16 protein-coding genes and 1 pseudogene are annotated in these 22,071 nt (G+C 67.6%); 9 read left to right on the top strand and 8 right to left on the bottom strand.

Annotated features, from left to right (window positions below; all coding sequences use genetic code 11):
- Positions 1-6 precede the first annotated feature (6 nt).
- The 4 genes from BLW27_RS18060 to BLW27_RS18045 form a co-directional block, all read right to left on the bottom strand.
- Positions 7-1,452, bottom strand: a complete 1,446-nt coding sequence (locus BLW27_RS18060; RefSeq protein ID WP_089885563.1) for a glycosyltransferase — start codon at positions 1,450-1,452, stop codon at positions 7-9.
- 1 nt (position 1,453) lies between these two features.
- Positions 1,454-2,179, bottom strand: coding sequence for a sulfotransferase (locus BLW27_RS18055; RefSeq protein WP_089885561.1), 726 nt, complete (start codon positions 2,177-2,179; stop codon positions 1,454-1,456).
- Positions 2,180-2,312: 133 nt separating this feature from the next.
- A complete protein-coding gene (locus BLW27_RS18050) occupies positions 2,313-3,026 on the bottom strand; it encodes an ABC transporter ATP-binding protein (RefSeq protein WP_089885559.1) in 714 nt (237 codons plus the stop codon).
- A gap of 11 nt (positions 3,027-3,037) precedes the next feature.
- The gene (locus BLW27_RS18045; RefSeq protein WP_177177987.1) at positions 3,038-4,174 is read right to left on the bottom strand and encodes a KpsE/RkpR family capsule polysaccharide export protein; all 1,137 of its coding nucleotides are present in this window, start codon (positions 4,172-4,174) and stop codon (positions 3,038-3,040) included.
- 371 nt (positions 4,175-4,545) lie between these two features.
- On the opposite strand from BLW27_RS18045, the gene BLW27_RS18040 reads away from it, so the two are divergent.
- A complete protein-coding gene (locus tag BLW27_RS18040) occupies positions 4,546-5,400 on the top strand; it encodes an ABC transporter permease (protein WP_245710940.1) in 855 nt (284 codons plus the stop codon).
- Between the two features lie 43 nt (positions 5,401-5,443).
- Here the strand turns inward: BLW27_RS18040 and BLW27_RS18035 are convergent, their stop codons facing one another.
- Positions 5,444-6,454, bottom strand: coding sequence for a glycosyltransferase (locus tag BLW27_RS18035; protein ID WP_089885555.1), 1,011 nt, complete (start codon positions 6,452-6,454; stop codon positions 5,444-5,446).
- On the bottom strand, positions 6,451-9,855 hold the full coding sequence (locus BLW27_RS18030; protein ID WP_089885553.1) for a glycosyltransferase family 2 protein: 3,405 nt from the start codon (positions 9,853-9,855) through the stop codon (positions 6,451-6,453). The genes BLW27_RS18035 and BLW27_RS18030 overlap by 4 nt, the downstream gene beginning before the upstream one ends.
- A gap of 249 nt (positions 9,856-10,104) precedes the next feature.
- Between BLW27_RS18030 and BLW27_RS18025 the strand changes: the two genes are divergently transcribed.
- The 7 genes from BLW27_RS18025 to BLW27_RS17995 all read left to right on the top strand — a co-directional run bounded on the left by BLW27_RS18025 (position 10,105) and on the right by BLW27_RS17995 (position 18,783).
- Positions 10,105-11,097 carry an IS30 family transposase gene (locus tag BLW27_RS18025; RefSeq protein ID WP_089885551.1) on the top strand — a complete coding sequence of 331 codons (993 nt, stop codon included), beginning with the start codon at positions 10,105-10,107 and terminating at the stop codon, positions 11,095-11,097.
- Between the two features lie 794 nt (positions 11,098-11,891).
- The gene (gene galE, locus BLW27_RS18020) at positions 11,892-12,989 is read left to right on the top strand and encodes a UDP-glucose 4-epimerase GalE (protein WP_089885549.1); all 1,098 of its coding nucleotides are present in this window, start codon (positions 11,892-11,894) and stop codon (positions 12,987-12,989) included.
- 182 nt (positions 12,990-13,171) lie between these two features.
- Positions 13,172-13,912, top strand: a complete 741-nt coding sequence (locus tag BLW27_RS18015) for a hypothetical protein (protein WP_143042341.1) — start codon at positions 13,172-13,174, stop codon at positions 13,910-13,912.
- Positions 13,909-14,544, top strand: a complete 636-nt coding sequence (locus BLW27_RS18010) for a hypothetical protein (protein ID WP_089885545.1) — start codon at positions 13,909-13,911, stop codon at positions 14,542-14,544. Before BLW27_RS18015 ends, BLW27_RS18010 begins: the two co-directional genes overlap by 4 nt.
- Positions 14,541-16,811 (top strand): polysaccharide deacetylase family protein, encoded by a 2,271-nt coding sequence (locus BLW27_RS18005; protein WP_143042340.1) that lies wholly within the window; start codon positions 14,541-14,543, stop codon positions 16,809-16,811. The genes BLW27_RS18010 and BLW27_RS18005 overlap by 4 nt, the downstream gene beginning before the upstream one ends.
- Positions 16,812-16,825: 14 nt before the next feature.
- Positions 16,826-17,485 carry a tetratricopeptide repeat protein gene (locus BLW27_RS18000; protein ID WP_143042339.1) on the top strand — a complete coding sequence of 220 codons (660 nt, stop codon included), beginning with the start codon at positions 16,826-16,828 and terminating at the stop codon, positions 17,483-17,485.
- A gap of 323 nt (positions 17,486-17,808) precedes the next feature.
- Positions 17,809-18,783, top strand: coding sequence for an MJ1477/TM1410 family putative glycoside hydrolase (locus tag BLW27_RS17995; RefSeq protein WP_089885539.1), 975 nt, complete (start codon positions 17,809-17,811; stop codon positions 18,781-18,783).
- Here the strand turns inward: BLW27_RS17995 and pelG are convergent.
- Together pelG and pelF are read right to left on the bottom strand one after the other, a co-directional pair.
- Positions 18,753-20,171 (bottom strand): exopolysaccharide Pel transporter PelG, encoded by a 1,419-nt coding sequence (gene pelG / locus BLW27_RS17990; protein WP_177177986.1) that lies wholly within the window; start codon positions 20,169-20,171, stop codon positions 18,753-18,755. The genes BLW27_RS17995 and pelG overlap by 31 nt on opposite strands.
- 1 nt (position 20,172) lies before the next feature.
- Entirely contained in the window at positions 20,173-21,699 is a 1,527-nt protein-coding gene (gene pelF, locus BLW27_RS17985; RefSeq protein ID WP_218141149.1) for a GT4 family glycosyltransferase PelF, read from the bottom strand.
- Positions 21,700-21,927: 228 nt separating this feature from the next.
- Between pelF and BLW27_RS20905 the strand changes: the two are divergent.
- A pseudogene (locus tag BLW27_RS20905) lies at positions 21,928-22,071 on the top strand (IS5/IS1182 family transposase); the annotation flags it as partial.

The following is a 22,071-nucleotide window of genomic DNA, read 5'->3' as shown; positions in this document are numbered from 1 at the left end:
ACGGGCTCAGCCCGGGCGGTAATGCCCGAGCAGCGTCTCCACGTGGCGGGCCATGTCCATCGGCGGGCGGGCGCCTTGCCAGTAACGGGCAAAGTCCACCCGGCCCTCGAGGATGGCGCGCAGCCGGTCGTGGAACGCGCCCGCGTCGCCGGCGGGAAAGACCATGGTGGGGGCGTTGCCCAGCTCCTGCGCGCCGCCCCGGTCCGAGCACAGCAGCGGGACGTGCCGGGCATGCATCTCGATCGCGACCTGCGGCAGGTTGTCGTGCCACAGCACCGGGACCACGCCCACGTCGACGTCCGCCAGCAGCCGGTCGAGATCGGCGTGGCGATAGCCGTCGTGCAGGGTCAGCCCCGCCAGCCGCGCCTTCAGCCGGTCCAGCCGGGCGGCGGTGGCGGCATCGATGCCCTTTGCCGCCACCATCAGCCCGATACGGGCGGCCTGCGCGTCTGGCAGCGCCTCGAGCGCGTCGAGCAGGAAGTAGAATCCCTTGTCGCGGCGCATGTAGCCGAGGTAGCCCAGCACCAGCGGGGCGTCGGGGCTGCGCGGCACCGGCCGCGGCGCGGTCCGGGCGAAGGCGGCGGCCTCGGCGGTGCCGATGCGGGCCACGTGGGTGCGCGCGGGATCGACGCCATAATCCACCGCCAGCCGCCGCACCGCGTCGGACACGCACAGCACCGCGTCGCACTGCGTGTTCACCGCCTCGAGCATGGCGGCGCGGCGCGCGGCGAACGGGGCGCCGTCGACGGGGGCGGGGATGGCCTGCGCCGGCGCGCGCCGTGCGCGCAGGGCCCGCAGCCTGCGGGCGCCCAGCCGCAGGGTGCCGAAGCCCGCCTTCCAGGCCCGTCCGCCGGGGCGCAGCCCGGCGCGGGCCAGCCGCCAGGACAGCGCGTGCGACAGCCGCAGCAGCCGCGTTTCGGGGCGCACGGGCAGGCAGGTCGCGCAGGCCCGCCCGGCGTCGAAGCCGGGGCAGGTCCGGGCCTCGCGGTGCCACAGGTTCACCTGCGGGCAGATCGGGTAGTAGTTGTGCATCACGTAGACGATGCGCAGGCTGGGAAAGCGCGCCTTCAGCGCGGCCAGCACGCCCGCCGGCAGGCCCTCGAGATTGTCGAGATGCAGCACGTCCCACGGCCCCGTCGCCGCCACCAGGTCGCAGACCGCCGCCTCGGTCTCCGGGTCCGAGACCTGCGCGGCCTGCCCGAAGCCGTGCTGCGCGGGCGCCAGCGCGGCCGAGTTCACGATCTCCCAGTGGCGGGGCCGGTCGGCCCCCATCGCGGCCCAGCGGGGCGCGCGCGGCGCGAGGTCGTGGGCGAGGCCAGCGCAGAAGAACCCCGTCTCGACGTCGTTTCGCTGCGAAAGCGCGGCGATCAGGTTGCGCTGGTAGACCGCCACGCCGCCGCCGCGGCCCTGCGGGTCGCGGTAATCGACCCAGTTGTAGAACAGCACCCGCATGTCAGAGTTCGGGACCGAGCCAGCGTTCGAACCCCAGCGCGCGCATGTAGTCGACGACGGGGCCGGGTTCCTCGAACCGGTCGAGGATGCGGTTCGCGCCCTGCTTGACCAGCGGGCTGCGCATGGCCGGATCGGGCGCCACCTGCAGGAAGTCGCAGATCCGCGCGGGGAAGTCCGGGGCGAAGAGTTCGCGGTATTCCAGCGAGATCCGGCGATGGGGCAGGGCGTCGAACCAGGACCGGAACAGCAGTTCGCGGGTCTCGAATTCGTGCCACTGGTGGTAGACCCGGCGCGGCCCGACCGCGACCTTGCGCGCCAGGTCCCCGTCCTCGCGGTTCTGGGTCCAGCGGCGGGTTTCCACCGCCTTGAGGAACGACGAGACCTGCGCCAGCCGGTTCTCGCGCCAGACATGGATCAGGGTCAGGTCGGTCATCTCGGGCAGGGCGGCCAGCACGCGGGCGTCGTGGCCGATCATGAACTTGAAGCCCACGCGGTCGACCTCGGCGGCCTCGGCCTCGTCGAAGAAGCGGCGCAGGAAGCCCACCGGGTCGCGGTCGCGCTCCAGCAGGTCGGCCGGGCGGCTGCTGCGCCCGGTCGTGCCGACGATGGCGTAGGGATTGAACTGCTCGCCCGAACAGGCGATCGCGCGATGCGAATCGAGCAGCGTCATGAGGTATGTCGAGCCGCTGCGCGGCTGGCCGAGGATCAGGAAACGGCGGTTGGGCATCGGGCTCTCGTAGGGCGGCGTGGCGGCGGGCGGGCTGTGCGCTTATCCGCGACCGGGCAGGGCGGCGCAACCGGCGCGCCCCCACGTCTGCGCGACCGGGCTGCGCGCCGGGGAACCCCCGGCGCGGGGCCGTTCAGCGCCCGCCGACCAGCTCGTAATGCCGGGCGATGGCGGATTCGATGTCGTCGAAATATTCCAGCCGGCCGCCCGACAGCACGATGCCCGCGTCGCAGAACTCGCGCATCTGCGCCATGTCGTGGCTGACCAGGATGGCGCTGCTCTGCTCCATCCGGCGCTGGAACACCGTGCGCGACTTGGCCCGGAAGACCGCGTCGCCCACCGACGTGACCTCGTCGACCAGATAGGTGTCGAAGCGGATGCCCATCGAGGTCCCGAAGGCCAGGCGCGAGCGCATGCCCGCCGAGTAGCTGCGCACCGGCATGTGGAAATGCGCGCCGATCTCGGCGAAATCCTCGACGAAGGCCACCAGCTCGTCGGTGTCGACGCCGTAGACCCGCGCCACGAAGCGGACGTTCTGCGCGCCGCTGAGATCGGGATGGAACGAGCCGCCGAAGCCCACCGGCCACGAGATCGAGCCCCGCAGCATCACCCGGCCGGAATCGGGCCGCAGGGTGCCCGCGACCAGCTGCAGCAGCGTCGACTTGCCCGCGCCGTTGCGCCCCAGCAGGCCCAGCGACCGCCCCGCCGGCAGCGTCATGGTCAGGTCGTCGATCACCACCTTGCGCTCGCCGCGCACGGGAAAGCTCTTGGTGAGGTTCTGGAACCGGATCGTCGCGCCGGCGGGGCGAAGCGGCGGGGCAGGGGGGGCGGATTCGAGCGGGCGCATCGCTTCGGGCCTCAGGCGCGGTCGCGGACCGCGTAGTAGACCAGCGCCAGCACCGCCCAAGTCAGCAGCAGCAGCAGTCCGGTCAGCCCGGCCAGGGTGAAGCGGCGGGGAAAGGCGCTTTCCTCGGCCAGCGTCGGCTCGACATAGGTGGCGAGATAGCGGCTTTGCCGCTGCGCCTGCGCGCGCGCCACGTCCAGTCCGGCCAGCGCCGCGCGATAGCTTTCCTCGGCGAATTCGCGGTCGACCACCAGGCCCTCGTACTCGGCGATCAGGCTGGGATAATCCTGCCCCTCGGCGCCCGTCTCGGGGACCGAGGCGAAGGCGTCGCGTTCCTCGGCGATGCGTTCGCGGATCACGTCGATGCGCCGGCGGGCCTGGCTGACGCGCGGATCGCTGGCGTTGGTGGTCTCGCGGATCAGGTCGTATTCGATCAGCGCCTCGGCCAGGCTTTGCTGCAGGTTGTTCATCACCCCCATGCGGCCCTGGATGTCGGCCTCGGGGTCGACGATCTGGGTGCGGGTGCGGAACGCGGTCAGCGCCTCGCGCGCCGATTTCAGCCGCTCGACGGCCTGTTCCAGGTCGGCGCGCGCATAGCGCATCGCGTCCTCGCGGGCGCGTTCGTTCAGCGCGTTGATCATGTCCTGGCTTTCGCCGACGATGGCCTGCGCGATCGACCGGGCCTTTTCGGGGTCGAAGGCCAGCACGCGCAGTTCGGTCAGGCCCGTGCCGGGGTCGTAGGACACGCGCACGATCCGCCGCCAGTAGCGTTCCAGGTCCTCGATCGAGGGATCGGGCCACAGCGCGAAGACCGGGTCCGCGGGAAAGCGGGCGCTGTAATGGTCGACCAGACCCACGGTGCGCTGGATCTCGCGCACCAGGCTTTGCGACAGGATGAACTCGTACAGGATCTCGCCGTCCGAGCCGGTCTGCACGCCGGTCAGCTGCGTCAGCCCGCCCAGGAACTGCGTCGGGTTGCCGCCTTCCTCCTGCCGGATGGCGAAGCCGGTGACCGAGGCGTACTGGTCGCTGGCCATGCCCCAGAGGTAGAAGATCACCACCGCCAGCGGCAGCCCCACCAGCGCCTGGAAAGACGCGACCAGCCGCCAGTGCCGCCGCCGCATGCGGGCGGGGCGGGCGGTGGGGCGCACGGGGGCCGGATCCTGGGGCGGCGCGGGGTTCGCGGCGGGGGGCGGGGCAGGAGCGGGGCCAGGATCCTGTTTCGCGGGCGAAAGGCCGGCCGGGACCGGCGCCTGCGCGGGCCCCTGTGCAGGCTTCTGGGCGGGCTGGCGGGCCTGGTCCTGTGCGGGTGCTTGGGCGGGCTTCGGGGCGGGCTGTTGCACAGGCGTCCGCGGGGTGCGCCGGGGCGCCTCGCCGGCCGCGTCGGCGGGCCTGTTTCGCTGCGTCCGGTCGGCCGTGCCCTGCGCGTCTTCGCTCATGTCAGATCCGCAAAGCCCGTTTCAACTTTCCTTGCGCTCTAGCATACTGGCGCAGGTCTTGACCAGCGAAGGAGCACGCCGCCGTGACCCCGCCCGACGCCGCGGCGCATCCCGTGCCCGGCCTGCCCGACGATCGCCCCGCCTCCGGCCCGCGGGACGGCGTGAACCGCCGCTTCGCGACGCTGCGCGCGGTGTCGGCGCTGATGATCCGCGAGATGGCGACGCGCTACGGCCGCTCGCCCGGCGGCTATGCCTGGGCGGTGCTCGAGCCGGTGGGCGCGATCCTGATCCTGTCGCTGGGCTTTTCGCTGCTGATGGCCAACCCGCCGGTGGGCAAGTCCTTCCTGCTGTTCTACGCCACCGGCTTCCTGCCGTTCCAGCTGTACCAGAGCCTGGCGCTGACGGTGGGGCGCAGCGTGAACTTCTCGCGCGCACTGCTGATGTACCCGGCGGTGACTTGGGTCGACGCGGTGGCGGCGCGGTTCACGCTGAACCTGCTGACCGAGCTTCTGGCCACGGTGCTGGTGGGGGCGGGCATCCTGCTGGCGATCGAGGCACGGGTGACGCTGGTGCCGGGGCCGATGCTGGGCTCGCTGGCGATCGCGGCGCTGACCGGGCTGGGGGTCGGGGTGCTGAACTGCGCGCTGTTCGGCCTGTTCCCGGCCTGGATGCAGATCTGGTCTATCCTGACGCGGCCGCTGTTCCTGGCCTCGGGGATCTTCTTCATCTACGACGACCTGCCGCCCGCGGTGCAGGACGTGCTGTGGTTCAACCCGCTGATCCATGCGGTGGGGCTGATGCGGACGGGGGTCTACCCGACCTATGCGGGCAATTACCTGTCGCCGGCCTATGCCGCGGGGGTGGGGCTGGTCTGCCTGTTCTTCGGCGTGCTGCTGATGTCGCGCTTCCACCGCCACATCCTGAACGAGGGGAGCTGAGGCGAACCCCCGCAGGGGACCCGGGGCGCCCACCCCTGGGCCGTCAGCCGCCGGGCCGCTTCCGGTCGCCGGGTTCGGGCGTGCGGGCCCAGCCCAGCACCCGTCCGTGCGCCGTGCCGGTGCGGCGTGCCAGCCCGTGGGCCACCGCGCGCGCCATCAGCCGGGCGAAGGCGCGGCGCTCGGAGGCCGGGTGGTGGCGGGCCTTGGCGAACCACTTGGGCAGCACCAGCGCCGCCGCCGGCCAGAACAGCACCGGGCCCGCCGCCAGCCGGTAGAGCAGCAGCAGGTTGCGGTGGTAGTAGTAGACCTTCCACAGCGGCAAGAACCGCCCGCGCTGCGCCGATCCGAAGGTGCCGCAGGCATGTTCGAACCGGACCTGCGGCAGGAACGCCATGCGCCCGCCCGCGCGGCGCAGCTCCAGCGTGTAGATGCCGTCGTCGCCATAGAGGAACAGCCCCGGATCGGGCAGCCCGGCACGGTCCATGCCGGCGCGCGAGACGAAGAAGCCGACGAACGAGGTGACGTCGATCTCGACCGGGTCCGGGGCGGCGTAGGCCCCGGGGGGCAGGTGGAAGCCGCCGCGCCCGCGCAGCGCCGTGGCGGCGAATGCGCGCCCGTGCCAGAACGGGTTGCGCGACGGGCGGTTCATCTCGCAGATGCGGCCGTCGGGAAAGTAGACCGCCGCGGCCACCGCGTCCCAGCGGCCAGGGTTGGCGGCGTGGAACGCCTCCAGCGCGCCGGGTTCGGGGCGGGCGTCGTCGTCCATCACCACGATCCAGTCGGGGTCGAAGGCCTCGCGCGCCAGCGCCATGCCCGCCGCGAAACCGCCCGCGCCGCCGCCGTTGACCGCCAGCCGGTGCACCCTCAGCCGGGGATCGTCCTGCGCGGCCAGCCAGGCCGCCGTGCCGTCGGTGCTGGCGTTGTCGACCACCACCACCGCGTGCAGCGCGTCCGCTGGCGCCGCCAGGAGCCGCGCCAGCGTGACGCGCAGCGCCGCCAGCCGGTCATGGGTGACCACCACGGCCACCAAGCGCCCCGCGCCGCCGCTGCTCATGGCGCGCCCTCCAGCCGGGCGGCGACGAAGGGGGCGGCGTGCCACGGCACCGACCGCGCCGGGTCGAAGAGGCCCGCGCCGGGATCCAGTGCGGCGTAGCGGTGGTATTCGGCCGCGCCGTCCCAGTGCTCGGCGCGGGTGGCCTCGGCCCGGGCGCGGACGTGGAAATCGGCATTGTACTTGAAATGCCCGAAGATCAGCTCGGGGGCCGCCAGGCGCATGTCGGCGGCGAAATGCAGCCCCTCGGACAGGCGCATGAAGGGATGATGGCGCAGCAGGGCGATCTTCTGCGCGGCGAACAGGTTCGGATGCGCGCCGGGGCACAGCCGGTGGCGCAGCGCCGAGGTCCAGGCCGGCCCGTCCGAGAACGGCCCCCGCGTCGGCGACGCGGTCAGGAACGGCACGCGGTCGGCGAACCCGGCCTCGTCGAAGGGGGTGCCGGCCTCGAAGGTGGCGTCGTGCAGCGGGCCGTCTGGATACATGTCCAGCAGGAAGACGCGCACGCCCTCGGCCCGGGCGAAGGCGGGGCGCGCCAGCAGGGCGGGCAGGGTGTCGCGCTGCGGGTGCTGCCAGACCAGCAGCTCGTCCGCGTCGGCCACCAGCGACCAGCGGCCGAGACGGCAGGCCAACAGCGTCTCTTGCCAGGCGACGCCGTAGCGCGCGGCGCGGTAGGAGCCGGGCGCCGAGAACAGCGCCACGTCTGGCTGCGCGGCCAGGTACTCGGCGGTGCCGTCGTCCGAGCCGTTGTCGGCGACGAGGAAGCCCTCGACCCCCAGCGCGCGGTAATGCGCCAGGAAATGCGGCAGCATCCGGCGTTCGTTGCGCATCACCGACACCACCGCGACCGGCGCCCGCCGCGCCGCGTCCAGCCGCGCGGCCGGGGACACCAGTTCGAGCATGCCGCCGCCATGCGGGCGGAGCGCGGGGGCAGGGGCCGCGGCATCCCCTGCGGCGCGCGCGGCGGCAAGGGCGTCGCGGAAGCGCGCGGTTCCCAGTACACCCAGCCCCTCCAGCACGCGCAGCGCGGCATCGGCGTCTTCCCCCTGTGCCGCCGTCCTCCCCGCGTCCCCGGGCGCGCCAAGCGCCGCGCGCAGGGTGGCGAAGGCCGTGCGGGCGCGCGCCGCGCGCGGCGGCAGCGGCGCATCCCCGACCCGGTCCCAGAACCGCCGCGACAGGCCGTAGACGGCAAGCGCGCCGTCGGTCACGGTGTCCGACAGGGCGCTCGGCAGGGCTCGCGACACCAGCAGGTCGGCCGCCGCCGCCGTCAGCTCGGCGCAGGCGGTGCGTTCGCATCCCTGGGCGGCGCGGGCGCGCAGGATCGCGAAGGCGGTGCGCAGCAGCGCCGCCCGGACCCGGCGCGACCGCCGCGGATCGGGGCGCGCGGCGCAGCGCATCAGGTCGGCTAGCGGCGGCGTCGTCAGGCCGCCGGACCCTGGCCGGGCCAGCCGCCTCAGCGCCGCCAGCGCCGCCCCCGGCCCGGTCAGGCGATAGAGGAACGGAAGCGCCGCCGATCGCGCCCAGGGGTCGTCGCCACCGGAATTGCCCAGTGCCGCAAGGCCCAGCCCCGCGCCGCGCGCGGCGAAGGCGTCGGTGTCGTGATCGGCGCGGCAGAAGATCTCGGACAGGCCCAGCAGCACCGCGCGCCGCGCCGCGTCCGAGGGCAGGGGCAGGGCGTCCAGCACCGCGACCGGGTCCGGGGCGGGGGCATGGCGCTGGCTGTCGGCGAACCGCGCCAGCGCGAGATGCGCGGCGGCGGTATCGTCATCGGGGAAGGATCGCGCGGCCGCGCCACGAGATCCGCCCTGCGGGGCCCGGCCGCGGGCGTCCATGATGCGCCACGCCGTCCAGGCCGCGCGCAGCGCCAGCGCGCCGGCGCGGCTGTCGGCGCCGGCCAGCAGGCGGTCGCGCAGCCCCCGGAGCAGCCGTGCGCGGCGCGCGCGGCGCGGCAGCGCCGGCCAGTCGAGGCGGATCGCCGTCGCGCCCTCGGCCGCGGCGCGCCGGGCCAGGGCGGCGGTTCCCTGCGTCACCGCGTCGGCGTGCCGGTCGAGAAAGGCGCGCGCGAAGGCCCGGCCCGCAAGCCCGGCGCCAAGCGCGTCGGCCCGGGCCGGGTCGATCCTGCGCGGTGCACCCGGCCCGGCGCCTGGATCGAACGCCGGATCGGGATCGTCGGCCGTCAGTCCCAGCACGGCATCGTGGCGCAGCATGGCGGCCACCAAGGCCCCGATCCCGGTGGGGGCCGGAACGTCGCCCGCCGCGAGGACCACGACCACGGCGCCGCGGGCCTGCGCCACCGCCGTAGCGGTGTCGGGCAAATGTCGCGCGCCGCCGCCGGGCGCCTCGGCGTGCGGGCGGGCTGGCCCCGCGACGAGGACCTCGTGGCCGGGCATGCCAGGCACCGGCAGCGCGGCGCGCGTCGCGGCCGGCGCGGCCGGGTCGCGGCCGTCCCACAGGATCGCCACCGTCAGCGGCAGGCGGCCCTCCAGTTCCAGCGCGATGGCCCGGCCGGCATCGTCCTGCGGCACGAAGGCCAGCCCGCGCGCCTCGAGCCAGGCGCGCGCCGCGGTCAGGAACCGTGCCCGGCGGGCCGGATCGTGCAGCGCGGTGCAACGCTCCTGGATCAGCCGGCAGGCCAGCCGGGCCAGCGCGGTCTCGGCGCCGTCATGCGGCCCGGCGCGCAGAATCTGTGCAACCCGGTCGAGCACGGGAAACTGCTGCAGCGCGCGGTCGTCGTCGGCGCCGGTGATCTGGCCCACGCGGCCGCGGGTCTGCAGGTAGAGCGCCTGCGGCAGCCACAGGATGTGGTCGGTGCGCGCCGCCGCCTGCAGGAAGAAGGCGTGATCCTCGAACCAGGTGCCCTCGTCGAAGGTCAGCCCGTCGATCAGCGCGCGCCGGTAGAGCTTGTTCCAGGCCGAGGGGAAATGCGCGATCGCATCGTCCCAGCCGGTGATCGCGCAACGCTGCGGCGCGTCGGCCGCGTCCAGCCGGGCGCGGTCATGGCGGGCGGGATGGGCGAAGCCGCGCCCGTCGGGATGGACCGAGGCCAGCGCGCAGGCCACCCAGTCCGCGCCCTCGGCCTCGATCGCGTGGTGCAGCCGGCCGAGGTAGTCGGGCATCACCCGGTCGTCGCCGTCGACGAAGGCGACGAAGGCGCCGCGGGCCCGGGCCAGCCCCGCGTTGCGCGCGGCCGACAGCCCGCGATTGTCCTGCGCGACGACGCGGAACCGCGGATCGGCCGCCGCGGCGGCGTGGGCGATCGCCCCGGTGCCGTCGGTCGAGCCGTCGTCGATCACGAGGCATTCGAAATCGGCCAGGCTCTGCCGCGCGATGCTGTCGAGACAGGCGCCCAGGTGGCCGGCGACGTCATGCGCCGGCACGATGACCGTGATCAGCGGAGGGTTCATCGGCGGCCATGCGGTGGGCGAATACGGGCGGTCATGCGGCCGTTCTTCACCCAGCCGAGTCGCCCAGTAAAGGGCAATCTCGGCGTCGGGACGTGCCGGTGTCGCCGGCGCCCGGGCATGGCCTCTGAACCGCCATTGGCGCCGACGTCACCATAAGACTCATTATGGGCGCGCTTCGGGCCAAGAGGGCACATTCTAACCTGGGTTGCGACAAATCCCCTATCTTGCTGGAAAGCAAGGAGAAGGAAGATGGCCCACACCGAACTGGATCTGCGTGAACGTCGCCTGATCGAGGACATGCTGAATGCGAAGACGCCGGTCAGCAGGATCGCCACGGAGCTTGGTCGGCACAGGTCGAGCGTCTACCGGGAGATCAAGCGCAACCGCTTTGTCGACGAAGAGCTGCCGTATCTGAACGGCTACTATGGGATGGTCGCGCAGAAGCCCGCTTCGAACCGGCGGGCCAGGCGCTGCAAGCTGGTGCGGCTGCCGGACTTGCGCGAGGCGGTGATCGCGCAGCTGAAGGCGGGCTGGTCACCGGAGCAGATTGCCGGTTGTCTTGTGTTCGAGTGCCAGCCTCAGCGCGTAAGCCACGAGACGATCTACGCCTATGTCTACGGCCCGGAGGGTCAGTCGAGCGAGCTCGCCCGCCATCTGCCCAGCCGTCGGAAGAAGCGCCGCCCGCGTTATGGCCGCAAGCCGCGGGGCCTTGTTTTCCCGCCTGACCGCTCGATCCATCAGCGGCCGGACCATGTGAAGACCCGTGAGACCTTCGGCGAATGGGAGGGTGACCTGATGAACTTCGAACGCGCGCAAGGCAATGCCAACATCGCCTCTCTGGTCGAGCGCAAAACCCGCTTTGCCGTCCTGTTCCGGAACAACGACCGGAGTACGACGCATCTGATGAACCGACTCATGACAGTCATGGAACCCCTGCCCCAGCCTGCCCGTCGTTCGATCACCTTCGACCGCGGGATCGAGTTTCGCAGTTGGCGAAAGCTGAAGCCCGGGATCGGTACCGAGGTCTGGTTCTGCGATCCGCAGGCGTCCTGGCAGAAGGGATCGGTCGAGAACCTGAACAAACGGGCCCGACGCTATCTGCCACGGGACACGCCCGTGGCGGCGCTCTCAAATCGCAATATGAAGGCGATTTGCGACCGCCTGAACGGAACCCCAAGGAAATGTCTCGGCTGGAGAACACCGGCCGAGGCCTTCAGAGACGAGATGATGACGCTGAGGTAGCGGACCCTGTCGCAACGACCCTTGAGCCTACAGCACACATCATAGCGTTCGCACGGGCGGTAGGGGACGTGGCACGCCACAGTCCCGGCCGAACCACTCCGCCCGGTCCAGAGGCGCGCCAGCTGATCGATGCCCACGAGGAATCTTGCGCTGAAGGTCGAGGCGCCGCCAGCGCACCACCCCGTCCACGGCAGGGTCGGGACTCTCGCGCACTATGCGCGCGAGTTCCGCCTTCTGAGCCGGGCTCGGTTGCGGCGCGATTGGCATTTCTGCGGTGCGGGAAGGTGATTTATTTGGCTGTTCAGCCAGATCTATACTGGCTGATTTGACGCTAAAAATCAGCCCGAATTTTATCAAACTTATTATCCGAAGCACCAATCTTTACTTCTAAAAAAGCAATGGACAGTCATGTCAAATACTATAACCGATTTATGTCACCCTGGCTGCGCCGAATACTTTTCCGGAGAAGCACGTTATGAACGTATATGGTTGAATGTACCAAACGGTACCTCACATGTTCTGCATACTAATGAGTTTTGCGGAACCGGGCGAGCAGACGCGCATGTTCTGCCTTGGTCAACCATGCAAGCGCCCCCTTATTTGAACGAAATTCGTTCCAGTCTCTGTTACCTTCGAGGCTGATGTAATTTCTCCGCGGCGCGGCACGTGAGCGGGTTCTTGTTTCAGTGTTTTTTGAAACATTCTCGATTGCAGATGAGGATTCATATGAAACGGCGCTCCCCAAATTATCCTCTAATTTTTACGAATATAGCGTCCCGCGTGGAAAAATGATCATGCGGGAGCGTATTCTGTTGACCGGCGGTGCGGGGTTCATCGGGTCCCACACCTACGTAGAGTTCGTGGAAGCTGGTTATGAGGTTTGGATCCTAGACAACTTCGAAAACGCGAGCATTGACGTTCCTGACCGGATCGAGTCCCTAATCGGCGAAAAGGTTCACGTCATTCATTGCGACCTGCGCAATGTTGACAGCATCCGGTCGGTGATGGCCTCAGGCTGCTTCGATGCTGTCGTTCATTTCGCGGCGCGCAAAAGCGTTCCTGAAAGCGAGAGCAATCCCGGAGATTATTTTCGCAGCAACGTCATTGGCCTCGTGAATCTTGTCGAGGCCATGCGAGGCGCCAACGTGACAAACCTCGTATTCTCGTCGAGCGCGGCCGTCTATGGCGCCCCGTCGACCGTGCCGATTTCCGAGGCCGACCCGCCGGCGCCGCTGAACGCCTACGCCGAGACCAAGCGCGTCGGCGAGGACTTCATTCGCTGTGTCGCGCGTGCCCATCCGGAAATGCGGTTCGGGGTCCTGCGCTACTTCAATCCCGTGGGTGCGCATCCCTCAGGGATCATCGGCGAGGCACCGTCACAGCCTCCGGGCAACCTCGTTCCGGTGCTCGCGAGAGTCGCGAGCGGTCAGCTGGACGAACTCCTGATCTTCGGTGGAGACTATCCCACGAAGGACGGAACGGCGATCCGCGACTACATTCACGTGATGGACTTGGCCCGGGGCCATGTCTTGTCGCTCAAGGCGCTTCTGCGCGAGCGGACGAGCCATGTCGTGAACCTCGGCACCGGGCGCGGATACAGCGTGCTGGAGGTGTTGGGAGCCTACAGCCGCGCCGTCGGCCATTCCTTGCGTTATCGCATCGTCGACCGTCGGATCGGCGATGCGGCGGTGTCGTTTGCCGACACGCGACAAGCGAGACGTGTTCTCGGGTTCGAGGCGCAGCATGGGCTTTCGGAAATGTGCCGCAGCAGCTGGCGTTTCTACAGCAAGGAAGCCGGCGTCGACGTGGCTGCACCGAAAACTTCAGACCGCTCTCTCGTCCGACCAACGAATTGCTCAAAGGTATCACGCATTGGGGAGAAAGTGTTATGACTCAGTTAACGTGCGGCTACCAACAAGCCGCGCGCGCCGTGACATACACTGTTCCGGCGCTCATTGTTCTTTATGGATCACCTTGGCTGCTTTCGGGTGCGACAGGCTTTTCGGACGCGCCCCTCCATCCCATGCTCATTCTGTGCGCCGTCATCGCAGCATACCACGGGGTAGTCGCTGGATTGACCACGCTTGCGCTCGCGCTCGGGCCATACGCCGCATTCGATATCCCGCTCCGGAGCGGTGACGAGATGCTTCATCTCCATTCGCTGCAAGTTCTTTCCTGGCCGGCGTTTTCGGCGGTCGCCGTAGCGCTTTTCGGAAGCGCCCGGGACCTCCGTGAGGGCGAACTTTCTGTCGCCCGGCAGATGATCGTGCGGCTTCGCGATGAGCTTGCGATTGTGCAGAAGGCAGCAGATGCGGCGCTCGACGCGCTCAAGCGCAACGAGGCGGAGATCGCGATGCGCCGAGACATCACGCCTCTCATGGTCATAAAGGCGCTCAATCGCCTCGGAAAATCCCAACCGGCCAGCTTCGCCCGGGACCTCGCCCACGTCCTCCGGCTCATCGCACCTGCCGCGGACTTCGCGCTTCTGTCGGAGGACGGTGAAGCCATCGCAGCCTCCGGGAGCATTCGGACAAGCACCCTCGACCAGATGCGACGCTGCATCCTCGGCGCGCTGGAAAACGGCAGCAAGGTAAGCCCGGCGGTTCGGAAAGCGCTCGATTCCGATGCGAGGAAAATCTTGACCCTCCGCGTCACCGGCGAACCCGGGCTCGTCCTATGCGTGACCTGCGCGAGCAGCCACGAAACCGAAGAAATCGCGGACTATCTTCCGGAGGTCGGGGATGCGATTGGTCAGACGGCGCGCAAGCTCGTGCCGAAGAGGCCCCGGAAGTGGCCAAGCCGGGAGGTCGCATGATCGCGCTGCTTCCGGTCTTCTTGCTTGCGAGCGGAGCACTCTGGACGGCGACCCTCGCCCTTGCGGAGGGTATGGCTCAGATCGTCCTTGTGCACGCCAGCATCGTCGTTTTTGCGGCCCTTGTCCGCTCTTGCGCGGCGGGGACGGAAAGCATCGACTGGTATCTCCTGCCGGTCTGCCTTATCGGGCCGCTCGGCGTCATCGCAGCAGCCACGACATACGTCACGCGCGCGCATCACCGGATTGGGGATGAACAACTGCAGGCATGGTACGAGGAACTTCGAGGTGCCACGGATGCGTCGCGCCACCGGACTCTTGCAAACGACGTCACCCTCGGCCGAATAAACCCACAGGCTGGTGCCAGCATGCGCTCAGCGGTCGAGATCTTCCGTGAAGGAACATTCAAGGATCGCCAGCGGGTGCTGCTTTGGATCGCGCGGCGCAAGGACGCCTTGTTGAGGTCACTTCTGGACGATGCGGTACGATGCGACGACACAATCATCCGCAGTCAGGCGGCATCCCTGATCGTCCATTTCTACGCTGCTGAGCGATCCCTCAGCGCCCTGGAGGCCAAGGGGGGCCGAGCGGAGCGCGTCGGGGCGTCGAAGCAGCCGATCCGATCCGCGACATGATCGGGTTCAAGAGAATCATGGCAAGGCCGCATCCGACCCGCCTTTCGTCGGGCCGAAGTCTCTCAATTGGTTGCTTCGGCACCCGTTTTGCGCGGCAGATCGGCTTTTTCCTGTCGATCTGTTTCACGGTTCCGGCCTTGGCCCAGCCTGTGAACAGGGACGTTCTCGCCCTCTACGACAGCCGCGAGGAGGAAAGCGTCGCCAACTCGCACATCCATCGTTTTGCCGAGTTTCCACTCAACCACCTCGGACTGAGGGTGTCGTACCGGGACGTGGCGGCAGGCATGCCCGACTGGTCGGAGGTCCGCGCCGACTTCATCGTCTCGTGGTTTCGGGAACCTGTGGCAGAACCGGAGGCCTTTCTTTCGTGGATGCGCGAGGCGCAGCGTCGGGGCATCCCCATTGCGACCATCGGCACATCCGGCCTTCCAGTGTCAGGCGGCGAGGTCGTGGATGATCTCTACGCCATCCACGGTTTGGAGGAGCGCACCTTCGTGCCCGTAACCTTCGACGCCTCCGTCGTCGTCTTCGACCGGGATCTGGTGGGTTTCGAGTGCGAGCCTGACGCGGTGCTGCCGGCGTTCCCCGTTCTCCTGCCGACGCGGGACGACGTCACGACCCACCTGGCGATCCGCGCTCGCCTGGATGGAGCCGAGATGGACAGCAGCCTTGTCACCATCAGCGACGCGGGCGCTTTCGCGCACGCACACTACGCCCTCTGTACACTGCCCGAGATCGACTGGATCCAATGGCTCATAGATCCTTTCGCCTTCTTCGAAAGGGCCTTCGGGCTCGAGGTTCGGCCCGTGCCTGACACGACGACGCTGTCGGGGCGCAGGCTGTATTTCAGCCACATAGATGGCGACGGCTGGAACAATCGGTCCGAGATCCCGCTGCCGTGGAACGCGCAACCGCTGTCGGCCGAGATCATCAACGAGCACATCCTGCGGGCGTTTCCCGAGTTTCCGGTCGGTGTCGGCCTGATCGGCGGCGATGTAGATCCGGACTTCGGAGCGAGCGAAGATGCGGCCCGCCTCGCGCGGGAGGCGTTCGCGCTACAGAACGTTGAAGTCGCAGCGCACGGATACACGCACCCGTTCTTCTGGTGGTATTTCGAGGATTATGATCGTGAGGCCGAACTGGACCTCATCAACGAGCAGATTGCGGAGTTGCAGGACGCCCCGATCGACGTGCTCGCCGGATGGCTCCGGGCCGAGCAGGACCTCCTGAGCCTTCCCGTGCTCCTCGGCTACGACATCTTTCTTCCGCGCGCGTATCTCGAAAGACCCTTTTCGCTCGATGAGGAAATCGACGAGGCCATCGCGATCGCCAATTCGCTCGCGCCCGAGGGAAAGACCGCGCAGGCCTTCTACTGGACCGGCGACACGCGGCCTTTCCCGGCCGCGATGGAAGCGACGGTCTCTGCCGGGGTGCGTAATATCAACGGAGGCGACAGCCGGTTCGACAGCGTCTATCCTTCGATGGCCTATCTGTCGCCCCTCGGCCGGCAGGTTGGCGCACACTGGCAGGTCTACACCGGCAACGCCAACGACAACACCTACACCGATGGCTGGATGCGGAATTACCACGCCATGCGTCTTGTCGAGGAAACGGTCGAGCGCACCGGCGCCCCAAGGCGGCTGAAACCGTTCAACCTCTACTATCACACCTTCACCGGCGAACGGCATGCGAGCCTGGAGGCGCTTGTCCATCTTCATAAACTGGCCGCCTCGGACGAGTTCATTCATGTATTCCCGTCGCGCTACATCGACACCGTGATCGGGTTCTTCTCCGCCGAGATTACCAGAACGGACGAGCGCGAATGGACGATCCGCGACCGGGGGGATCTTCAGACGCTGCGCATCGACCGGCCAGGGGCGCTCCGGGTCGATTTCATGGCCAGTTCGGGCGTGATCGGGCAACGCATGGTCGGCGATGCCTTGTATGTGAGCCTCGACCCTACAGTGGAGAGCCCGCGACTGAAGCTTTCTGCGGCACGAAGGCCGTTTCCTCATCTGGTCGAAGCCAGCTGGGAAGTCACCCGCTTCACCGCCGACGGGTGCAACGTCGCGCTCACGGCTGAGGGCTTCGGCGAGGGCCAACTTCAGATCGCCGACATCGGCGCCCGCACCGTCGGCGTGGTCGCAAGACGGGACGGCGGCGTCCTGCTGGACGAGGTCCTGACCACCCGGGACGGACGACTGGATATCCGGCTGCCGTCGGCTGTCGGGCAGATGACCACGCTCGACATAAGCTGCTGGGACTAGAGGCGGAAATGCGCTTGGGCAGCGGATATCCGGTTGCGGCTCTCGCGGTGGTGCTCGCGGTGGCCGCCGTAATGCTGGTGCCGAGCCGCAGCGATCAGGCATGGTTCCTGATGCGCGATGTCAACCCCATGGCTGCCCTTTCTGCGGCGGAGGCGGCACGCGCCGAGGCGCCATCGGATGAGCGGGCGGCGCGGGTGCTGGCGCTGATCCAGATGCACCTGGGCGACATGGATGCCGCCGGGTCGACATTGCGGGAACGGGTGGAGATTTCGGGCGGCGCGCCTGGGGCGATCCATGAGCTCGCACGGCACCATGTTTCGATGGGAAGGCCCCGCGAGGCGATCGAGCTGTTTCTGACGCTGCCCGCGATAAGCCTGTCGCCCGACGAGCAACTGTATGTCGCAGGCTGGCTGCGTGCGAACAGGGACGTGGCCGGCGAACTCGGTTTCCTCTCAGAGTTGTGGAGGGAGGGTGGCCTCGACAGCGCCGGCGCGCATCGTTACGCGGCGCTTCTTGCCGCAAGCGGAGATCGCAGCACGAGCGTGAGCGTCTATCGGACGCTGGATGGCAACGGCGCACTGCTCGACCCGGTCGCGCGGCTGCAATTCCAGACACTTCTTCAGCAGGCCGGCCATACTGAGGAAGCCGCCAGAAGGGTGGCAGAGTGGCGATAGGCTACAGGATGGCAAGGTATAGGGTCGCGCGGCGCCCCGTCGAGACGACCTTGCGCCAAGCCTCGCGGCGGATTGAGCCGCTCATTGGTCGAAGCCGCGCCCCGCGGAATTGGCCGCCGTGATGACCTCTGCGACGGGAACAGCGTTGGCACGAACGCCTGCAACCCGTATGTTCCCCGCGTAGAGTGTCCTCACGTGATGACACGCCTTGGCCGGGCAGCGCGCTTACCACAACGAGAGGAGCCACGCCCGTGCCTTGGAACAAGCATGCCGTTAGTTCAGTCCAGCGCATCTGGGCAAGGAGGCGCATCCCGGTGGGATGCATGCCCGCCGCCGTTGCCGTCGCCGTCGTCGCGGGCTGCGTCAGCGCACCGGGCGCATCCGAGGTCTCGGGAAATCAGGCGGCGCAGCCGACGGCCGAAGCCGTCTCGACGGACGCTGAAAGCATGACCCTTCAGATCCAGCGGTTCTCGGTCAAGTTGACCAGTACCAACCTAGCGGCGATTAATCGGTCGGACACGGATCTGGTCATCATCGACCCGACAGGGGTCGACCGGAGGGACGTCGAGCGCCTCAGGACCCAGCCAGACGGGTCGCGCCGGGCGGTGGTGGCCTACATCAACATCGGCGAGGCCGAGACCTATCGCGACTACTGGCGTAGCGAATGGAATAGCAATCCCCCGAGCTGGGTAGGCCCCGCGAACCCAAACTGGGCAAACCACTTCTACACGGCGTATTGGACATCCGAATGGCAGGCCATCCTGTTCGGGACGCCGCGCGCCAAACTCGACCGCATTCTTGCGGCAGGTTTCGATGGCGTGTTCATGGACGGCGTCGACAAGTACATGGACTGGCCGGGCCGTGGGGCCCGGGCGCAGTCGGACATGTATGCGCTGGTGGAACGGATCGCGAGCTACGCGCGGGCGCGTACGCCGGGCTTCCTGATCATTCCCAATAATGCCGAGAACCTCCTCGACAGCGCCAGATACCGCTCGACCATCGACGCCATCGTGAAGGAGGATCTCTTCTTCGGCGTCCCCGGCGAGGGGCAGCCGAACGACCCCGGCATGGTGAGCTGGTCACTCCGGCAACTCAGGCTTGCGACGAACGACGGCCTTCCGGTGCTCGTGATCGAATACGTCACGGATCCCGGGCAGAGGAGCCTTGTCGTTCAGCGCTTGAGGGAGAACCGTATGCTGGGAACCTTCGGCCGGAGCGACCTGGCGAGCCTGACGCTCCCGGTGCTGGCGGACGCCAATGCCGTGAATCAGCTCCGCAGCCTTCCCAAGGCCGAGTGAACGCGCCGCGCGGCGCCCATGAAGATGTGCGCGTTGAGCTGGCCGAGGACATGCTGGGCCGACAGCAGCCCTGCCAACGCTCCCGCCGACGCGCCGGCGAGATAGCCGATGCCAAAAAAGCGCTCACCCAGCGGCAACGCGAGACCTGACGCAGTGATCGTCCCGAACAGGAACACCGCCTGCACGAAACAGAACAGCCGGCTTGCGTCCAGATAGATGAGCACCATGGACGACAGGATGATGAGCAGGTGCATCACCGATCCCAGCGCGGTGATCTGCATGACCGAGACCTGGCGCAACTGGATGAAGTTTGCCTCTGCCGCGATCGGAGCCGCGAAAACGAACACGATCGCGATCACGACCTGAATGGCGGTCAGTATCGTGATGCCCCGCAACGTCGTCGAATGCAGCTCTTCCGCCGACGTCTCCAGTTCCTCAAGGGCAGCATGGCTCTCGATCAGGTCGTGATGGCGCCTCAGCGACCGGAACACCGAGGTCTCGAAGAAGACGAGCAGAAGCGCGAAGCCCGGGACCAGCGACAGGAGACCGAAGAAATGGGGCGTGTCGTAGAGTTCGGCGGCCCGGAATCCAGAAGCATTGGTCTCGCCATCCTCCGACAGCCAGATCATCAGCGTGCTCGCCCAGATCGCGAGGGTGCCCATGAAGGCTCCAACGGACAGGAACCGGAATTGAGACACGCTACCAAGCAGAGTCGCGACCGCTGTCCTGACCGACTTGATCGGAAACGGGAAGGCGCCGAGAAAGACCGAGACGAGCGCGCCGAGGCTAATCGAGAGCCCGGCGGCATAGGCCAGCGCCATGGCAGGAGCCCCACCTTCCATAAGACTGACGACGATGGTTCCGAGCACGCCTGCCAGCGTTCCTACGAAGTAGCTCATGAGCACAGCGCGGATTGCGAACACGGCGCTGCAATAGGTCGAGACCGCCCAGATCATCGCGATCAGCGCAGCGTAGAGGGCTCCGGTGACCGTGACTTCCGGCGGCTGGCGAAGGACTGCACCGAAGACGATGGCGGCCAGAAGCGCTGCAGCCGCACCGGTGACCACGAAGCTGGCGAACAGAAGAGCTGGCGCAACCCCGGGCTTCCGCTCATAGAGCGCGTCCGCGAATTGCCGAGTCGCGGGCAGAAGCGCGGCCGCGCTTGCGATTGATGCGATGGCGAAAGCGTAGATCGTCATGAGGCGGAAATCCTCCGCCACGGCCGGGTCTCCGACGGCGCGCGAGACCGCGCCGCTGACGCCAACGCCGAAGATGGTCAGGAGGTAGTACCCGGACGCAAGGAGGGCGCCGGTGAAGACGGCAATGATGCCGCCCGCCAGTCCGCCTTCGACCGCCAGCCGTTCAAGCCGGAATCCGATTCCCGCCATGTCAAGCCTCCGACGGGTCTTGCGCGGTCGAGGCGCTGGCATGGGCTCGGTAAAGACCGGAATAGGCTTCGCGCATCATGTGAAGCCCGTAGTTCGCGCATATCCGGGCCTGAAGCGTGGCACCCATCGCGCGGGCCTCCGCGGGATCAGCGAGCAGTTTCCTGATCGCCGTCGCGGTTTCCGTGGGCGACATCAGTTCGGTCACGTAGCCCCCCGGTGGGTCCCCCTCGTCGCCATGGAGGATTTCCCGACAGCTTCCGACATCGCTGGCTACGCACGGCAATCCGGCCGCGCCCGCCTCAAGAAGAGTGAGCGGTTGCGCTTCGCTCAGGCTTGTCAAAACAACCATGTCGACCTGCCCGATGATCTGCACCACATCGCGCATCCCGAGAAACTTGAGCCGATCTCCGATTCCGAGCGAGGACACCAGTTGGCGGCATTTTTCGGCATAATGCGGCTCCTCGTCCTCTGGGCCCACAATCCATCCGCTGACGTCAGGATCAGATTTGAGGACGATGTCCATCGCGCGGATGAACGTCTCGACGTCCTTGATGGCCACCACGCGGCCGATAAAGGCGACAATCTGGCGGTCGTCGGGTGGCTTCAGCTCTATGCGCTTGAACCGGTGCAGGTCGATTCCGTTTGCGATCACCTGCGTCTTCTCGGCGGGAGCCCCAAGGCGGATCTGTGCTGTTCGTCCGCTGCAAGAAAGGCTGATGATACGGTCACTCCTTTCATAGCAGAGTATGCCCATGCACTCAAAGGCCCGAACCCAGACATCCCGCGCATCGCCCCGCGGATCAGAGAGGTAGGGATCGTTCTCGAAGCTGTCGTGAAGGGCGCTGGCCGCCATAAGCTCGACCGTGCGTTCGTTCGTGTAGATGCCGTGCTCGGTCAAAAGCAGAGGCCGTCCCGTGCGCTTTTGGGCAGCAGCTCCGAGCAATCCCGCGTATCCGGTGGAGATTGCGTGATAAACGCGTGCATGCGGGGCCTCACAACTGAGAACCTCCGCGACGCTGTTCAGCAGCGTGTGCCAGACCCAGAAGAATTGCTGGAAAGAGGTCGCCGGCGCGAGACTTGTATACATGTCACGCGTAAGATTCCAGTAGTCCCTCTCGCTGGCCGCGCTCTTGCGACCATTTGGCGAAAGCAGCTCGACTAGATGGTCGAAATCCTCCTTTGATGCATCAAACAGGGACTTGCGCAGCAATTCCGCCGGCCGCTTGTCGCCCCGGAAGGTCGCTTTCGGAAGACGTTTCTCTCCTGCCAAGACCACCGTTGTGTATCCGGTGATGTTCGGCAAGGGATCGTATCTCGATTTCAGTTCCACGCCGCCTGGCTGGATGGAGATGATATGGAATGTCGTCTCCGGGAGCGACTTGATCAGCGAGTGGCTCCAACTGCTTACGCCTCCGAAAACGAACGGATAGCAACCTTCAAGAATGAGGCACACGTCAGCGACATCTCGCTGCACATCATCGACGCCGTTCCGCTGCAAATCGTTAAACGACAGGACAATCTCTCGCATAAAAAACGCCCGCATCGAAGCCGAGCCAACCTGCCAGGCGCCGCAGACAACGCCTGGACAGCCCATATTTGCACATTATGCGCTGCTGCCCAAACAAAACGCACCATCGGCAAGGGCCGCTGGCGATTCGGCAGGTCGAGTGGGCTTCCACCCCAATAGGATGGCGTTGTTGCGTAACTCTGACTGCGGGCGATTCACATCGCGAATCCATGCGGTTAGACGGGTCGCATGAGCAAGCCTCCTCCCGCCCGCTACCGCACGACGAACTGGTCCAGCTATAACGCCGCGTTGCGCAAGCGCGGCTCGATGCTGATCTGGGTAGACAAGGAAATGGCCTGGCTGGCGCCGCATGAAGGTCGGCTCGGCCGCCCT

It is taken from the genome of Citreimonas salinaria, from assembly GCF_900107235.1.
Taxonomy (GTDB): domain Bacteria; phylum Pseudomonadota; class Alphaproteobacteria; order Rhodobacterales; family Rhodobacteraceae; genus Citreimonas; species Citreimonas salinaria.
Note: the sequence above shows the minus strand (reverse complement) of the source record. Positions and strands in the feature narration are given on the sequence as shown.

Coding starts and splice junctions, on each gene's coding strand:
- BLW27_RS18060 (WP_089885563.1), bottom strand. CDS start 1,452: ATGCGGGTGCTGTTCTACAACTGGGTCGATTACCGCGACCCGCAGGGC.
- BLW27_RS18055 (WP_089885561.1), bottom strand. CDS start 2,179: ATGCCCAACCGCCGTTTCCTGATCCTCGGCCAGCCGCGCAGCGGCTCG.
- BLW27_RS18050 (WP_089885559.1), bottom strand. CDS start 3,026: ATGCGCCCGCTCGAATCCGCCCCCCCTGCCCCGCCGCTTCGCCCCGCC.
- BLW27_RS18035 (WP_089885555.1), bottom strand. CDS start 6,454: ATGAGCAGCGGCGGCGCGGGGCGCTTGGTGGCCGTGGTGGTCACCCAT.
- BLW27_RS18030 (WP_089885553.1), bottom strand. CDS start 9,855: ATGAACCCTCCGCTGATCACGGTCATCGTGCCGGCGCATGACGTCGCC.
- BLW27_RS18025 (WP_089885551.1), top strand. CDS start 10,105: ATGGCCCACACCGAACTGGATCTGCGTGAACGTCGCCTGATCGAGGAC.
- galE (WP_089885549.1), top strand. CDS start 11,892: ATGCGGGAGCGTATTCTGTTGACCGGCGGTGCGGGGTTCATCGGGTCC.
- BLW27_RS18010 (WP_089885545.1), top strand. CDS start 13,909: ATGATCGCGCTGCTTCCGGTCTTCTTGCTTGCGAGCGGAGCACTCTGG.
- BLW27_RS18005 (WP_143042340.1), top strand. CDS start 14,541: ATGATCGGGTTCAAGAGAATCATGGCAAGGCCGCATCCGACCCGCCTT.
- BLW27_RS17995 (WP_089885539.1), top strand. CDS start 17,809: ATGCCCGCCGCCGTTGCCGTCGCCGTCGTCGCGGGCTGCGTCAGCGCA.
- pelG (WP_177177986.1), bottom strand. CDS start 20,171: ATGGCGGGAATCGGATTCCGGCTTGAACGGCTGGCGGTCGAAGGCGGA.
- pelF (WP_218141149.1), bottom strand. CDS start 21,699: ATGCGAGAGATTGTCCTGTCGTTTAACGATTTGCAGCGGAACGGCGTC.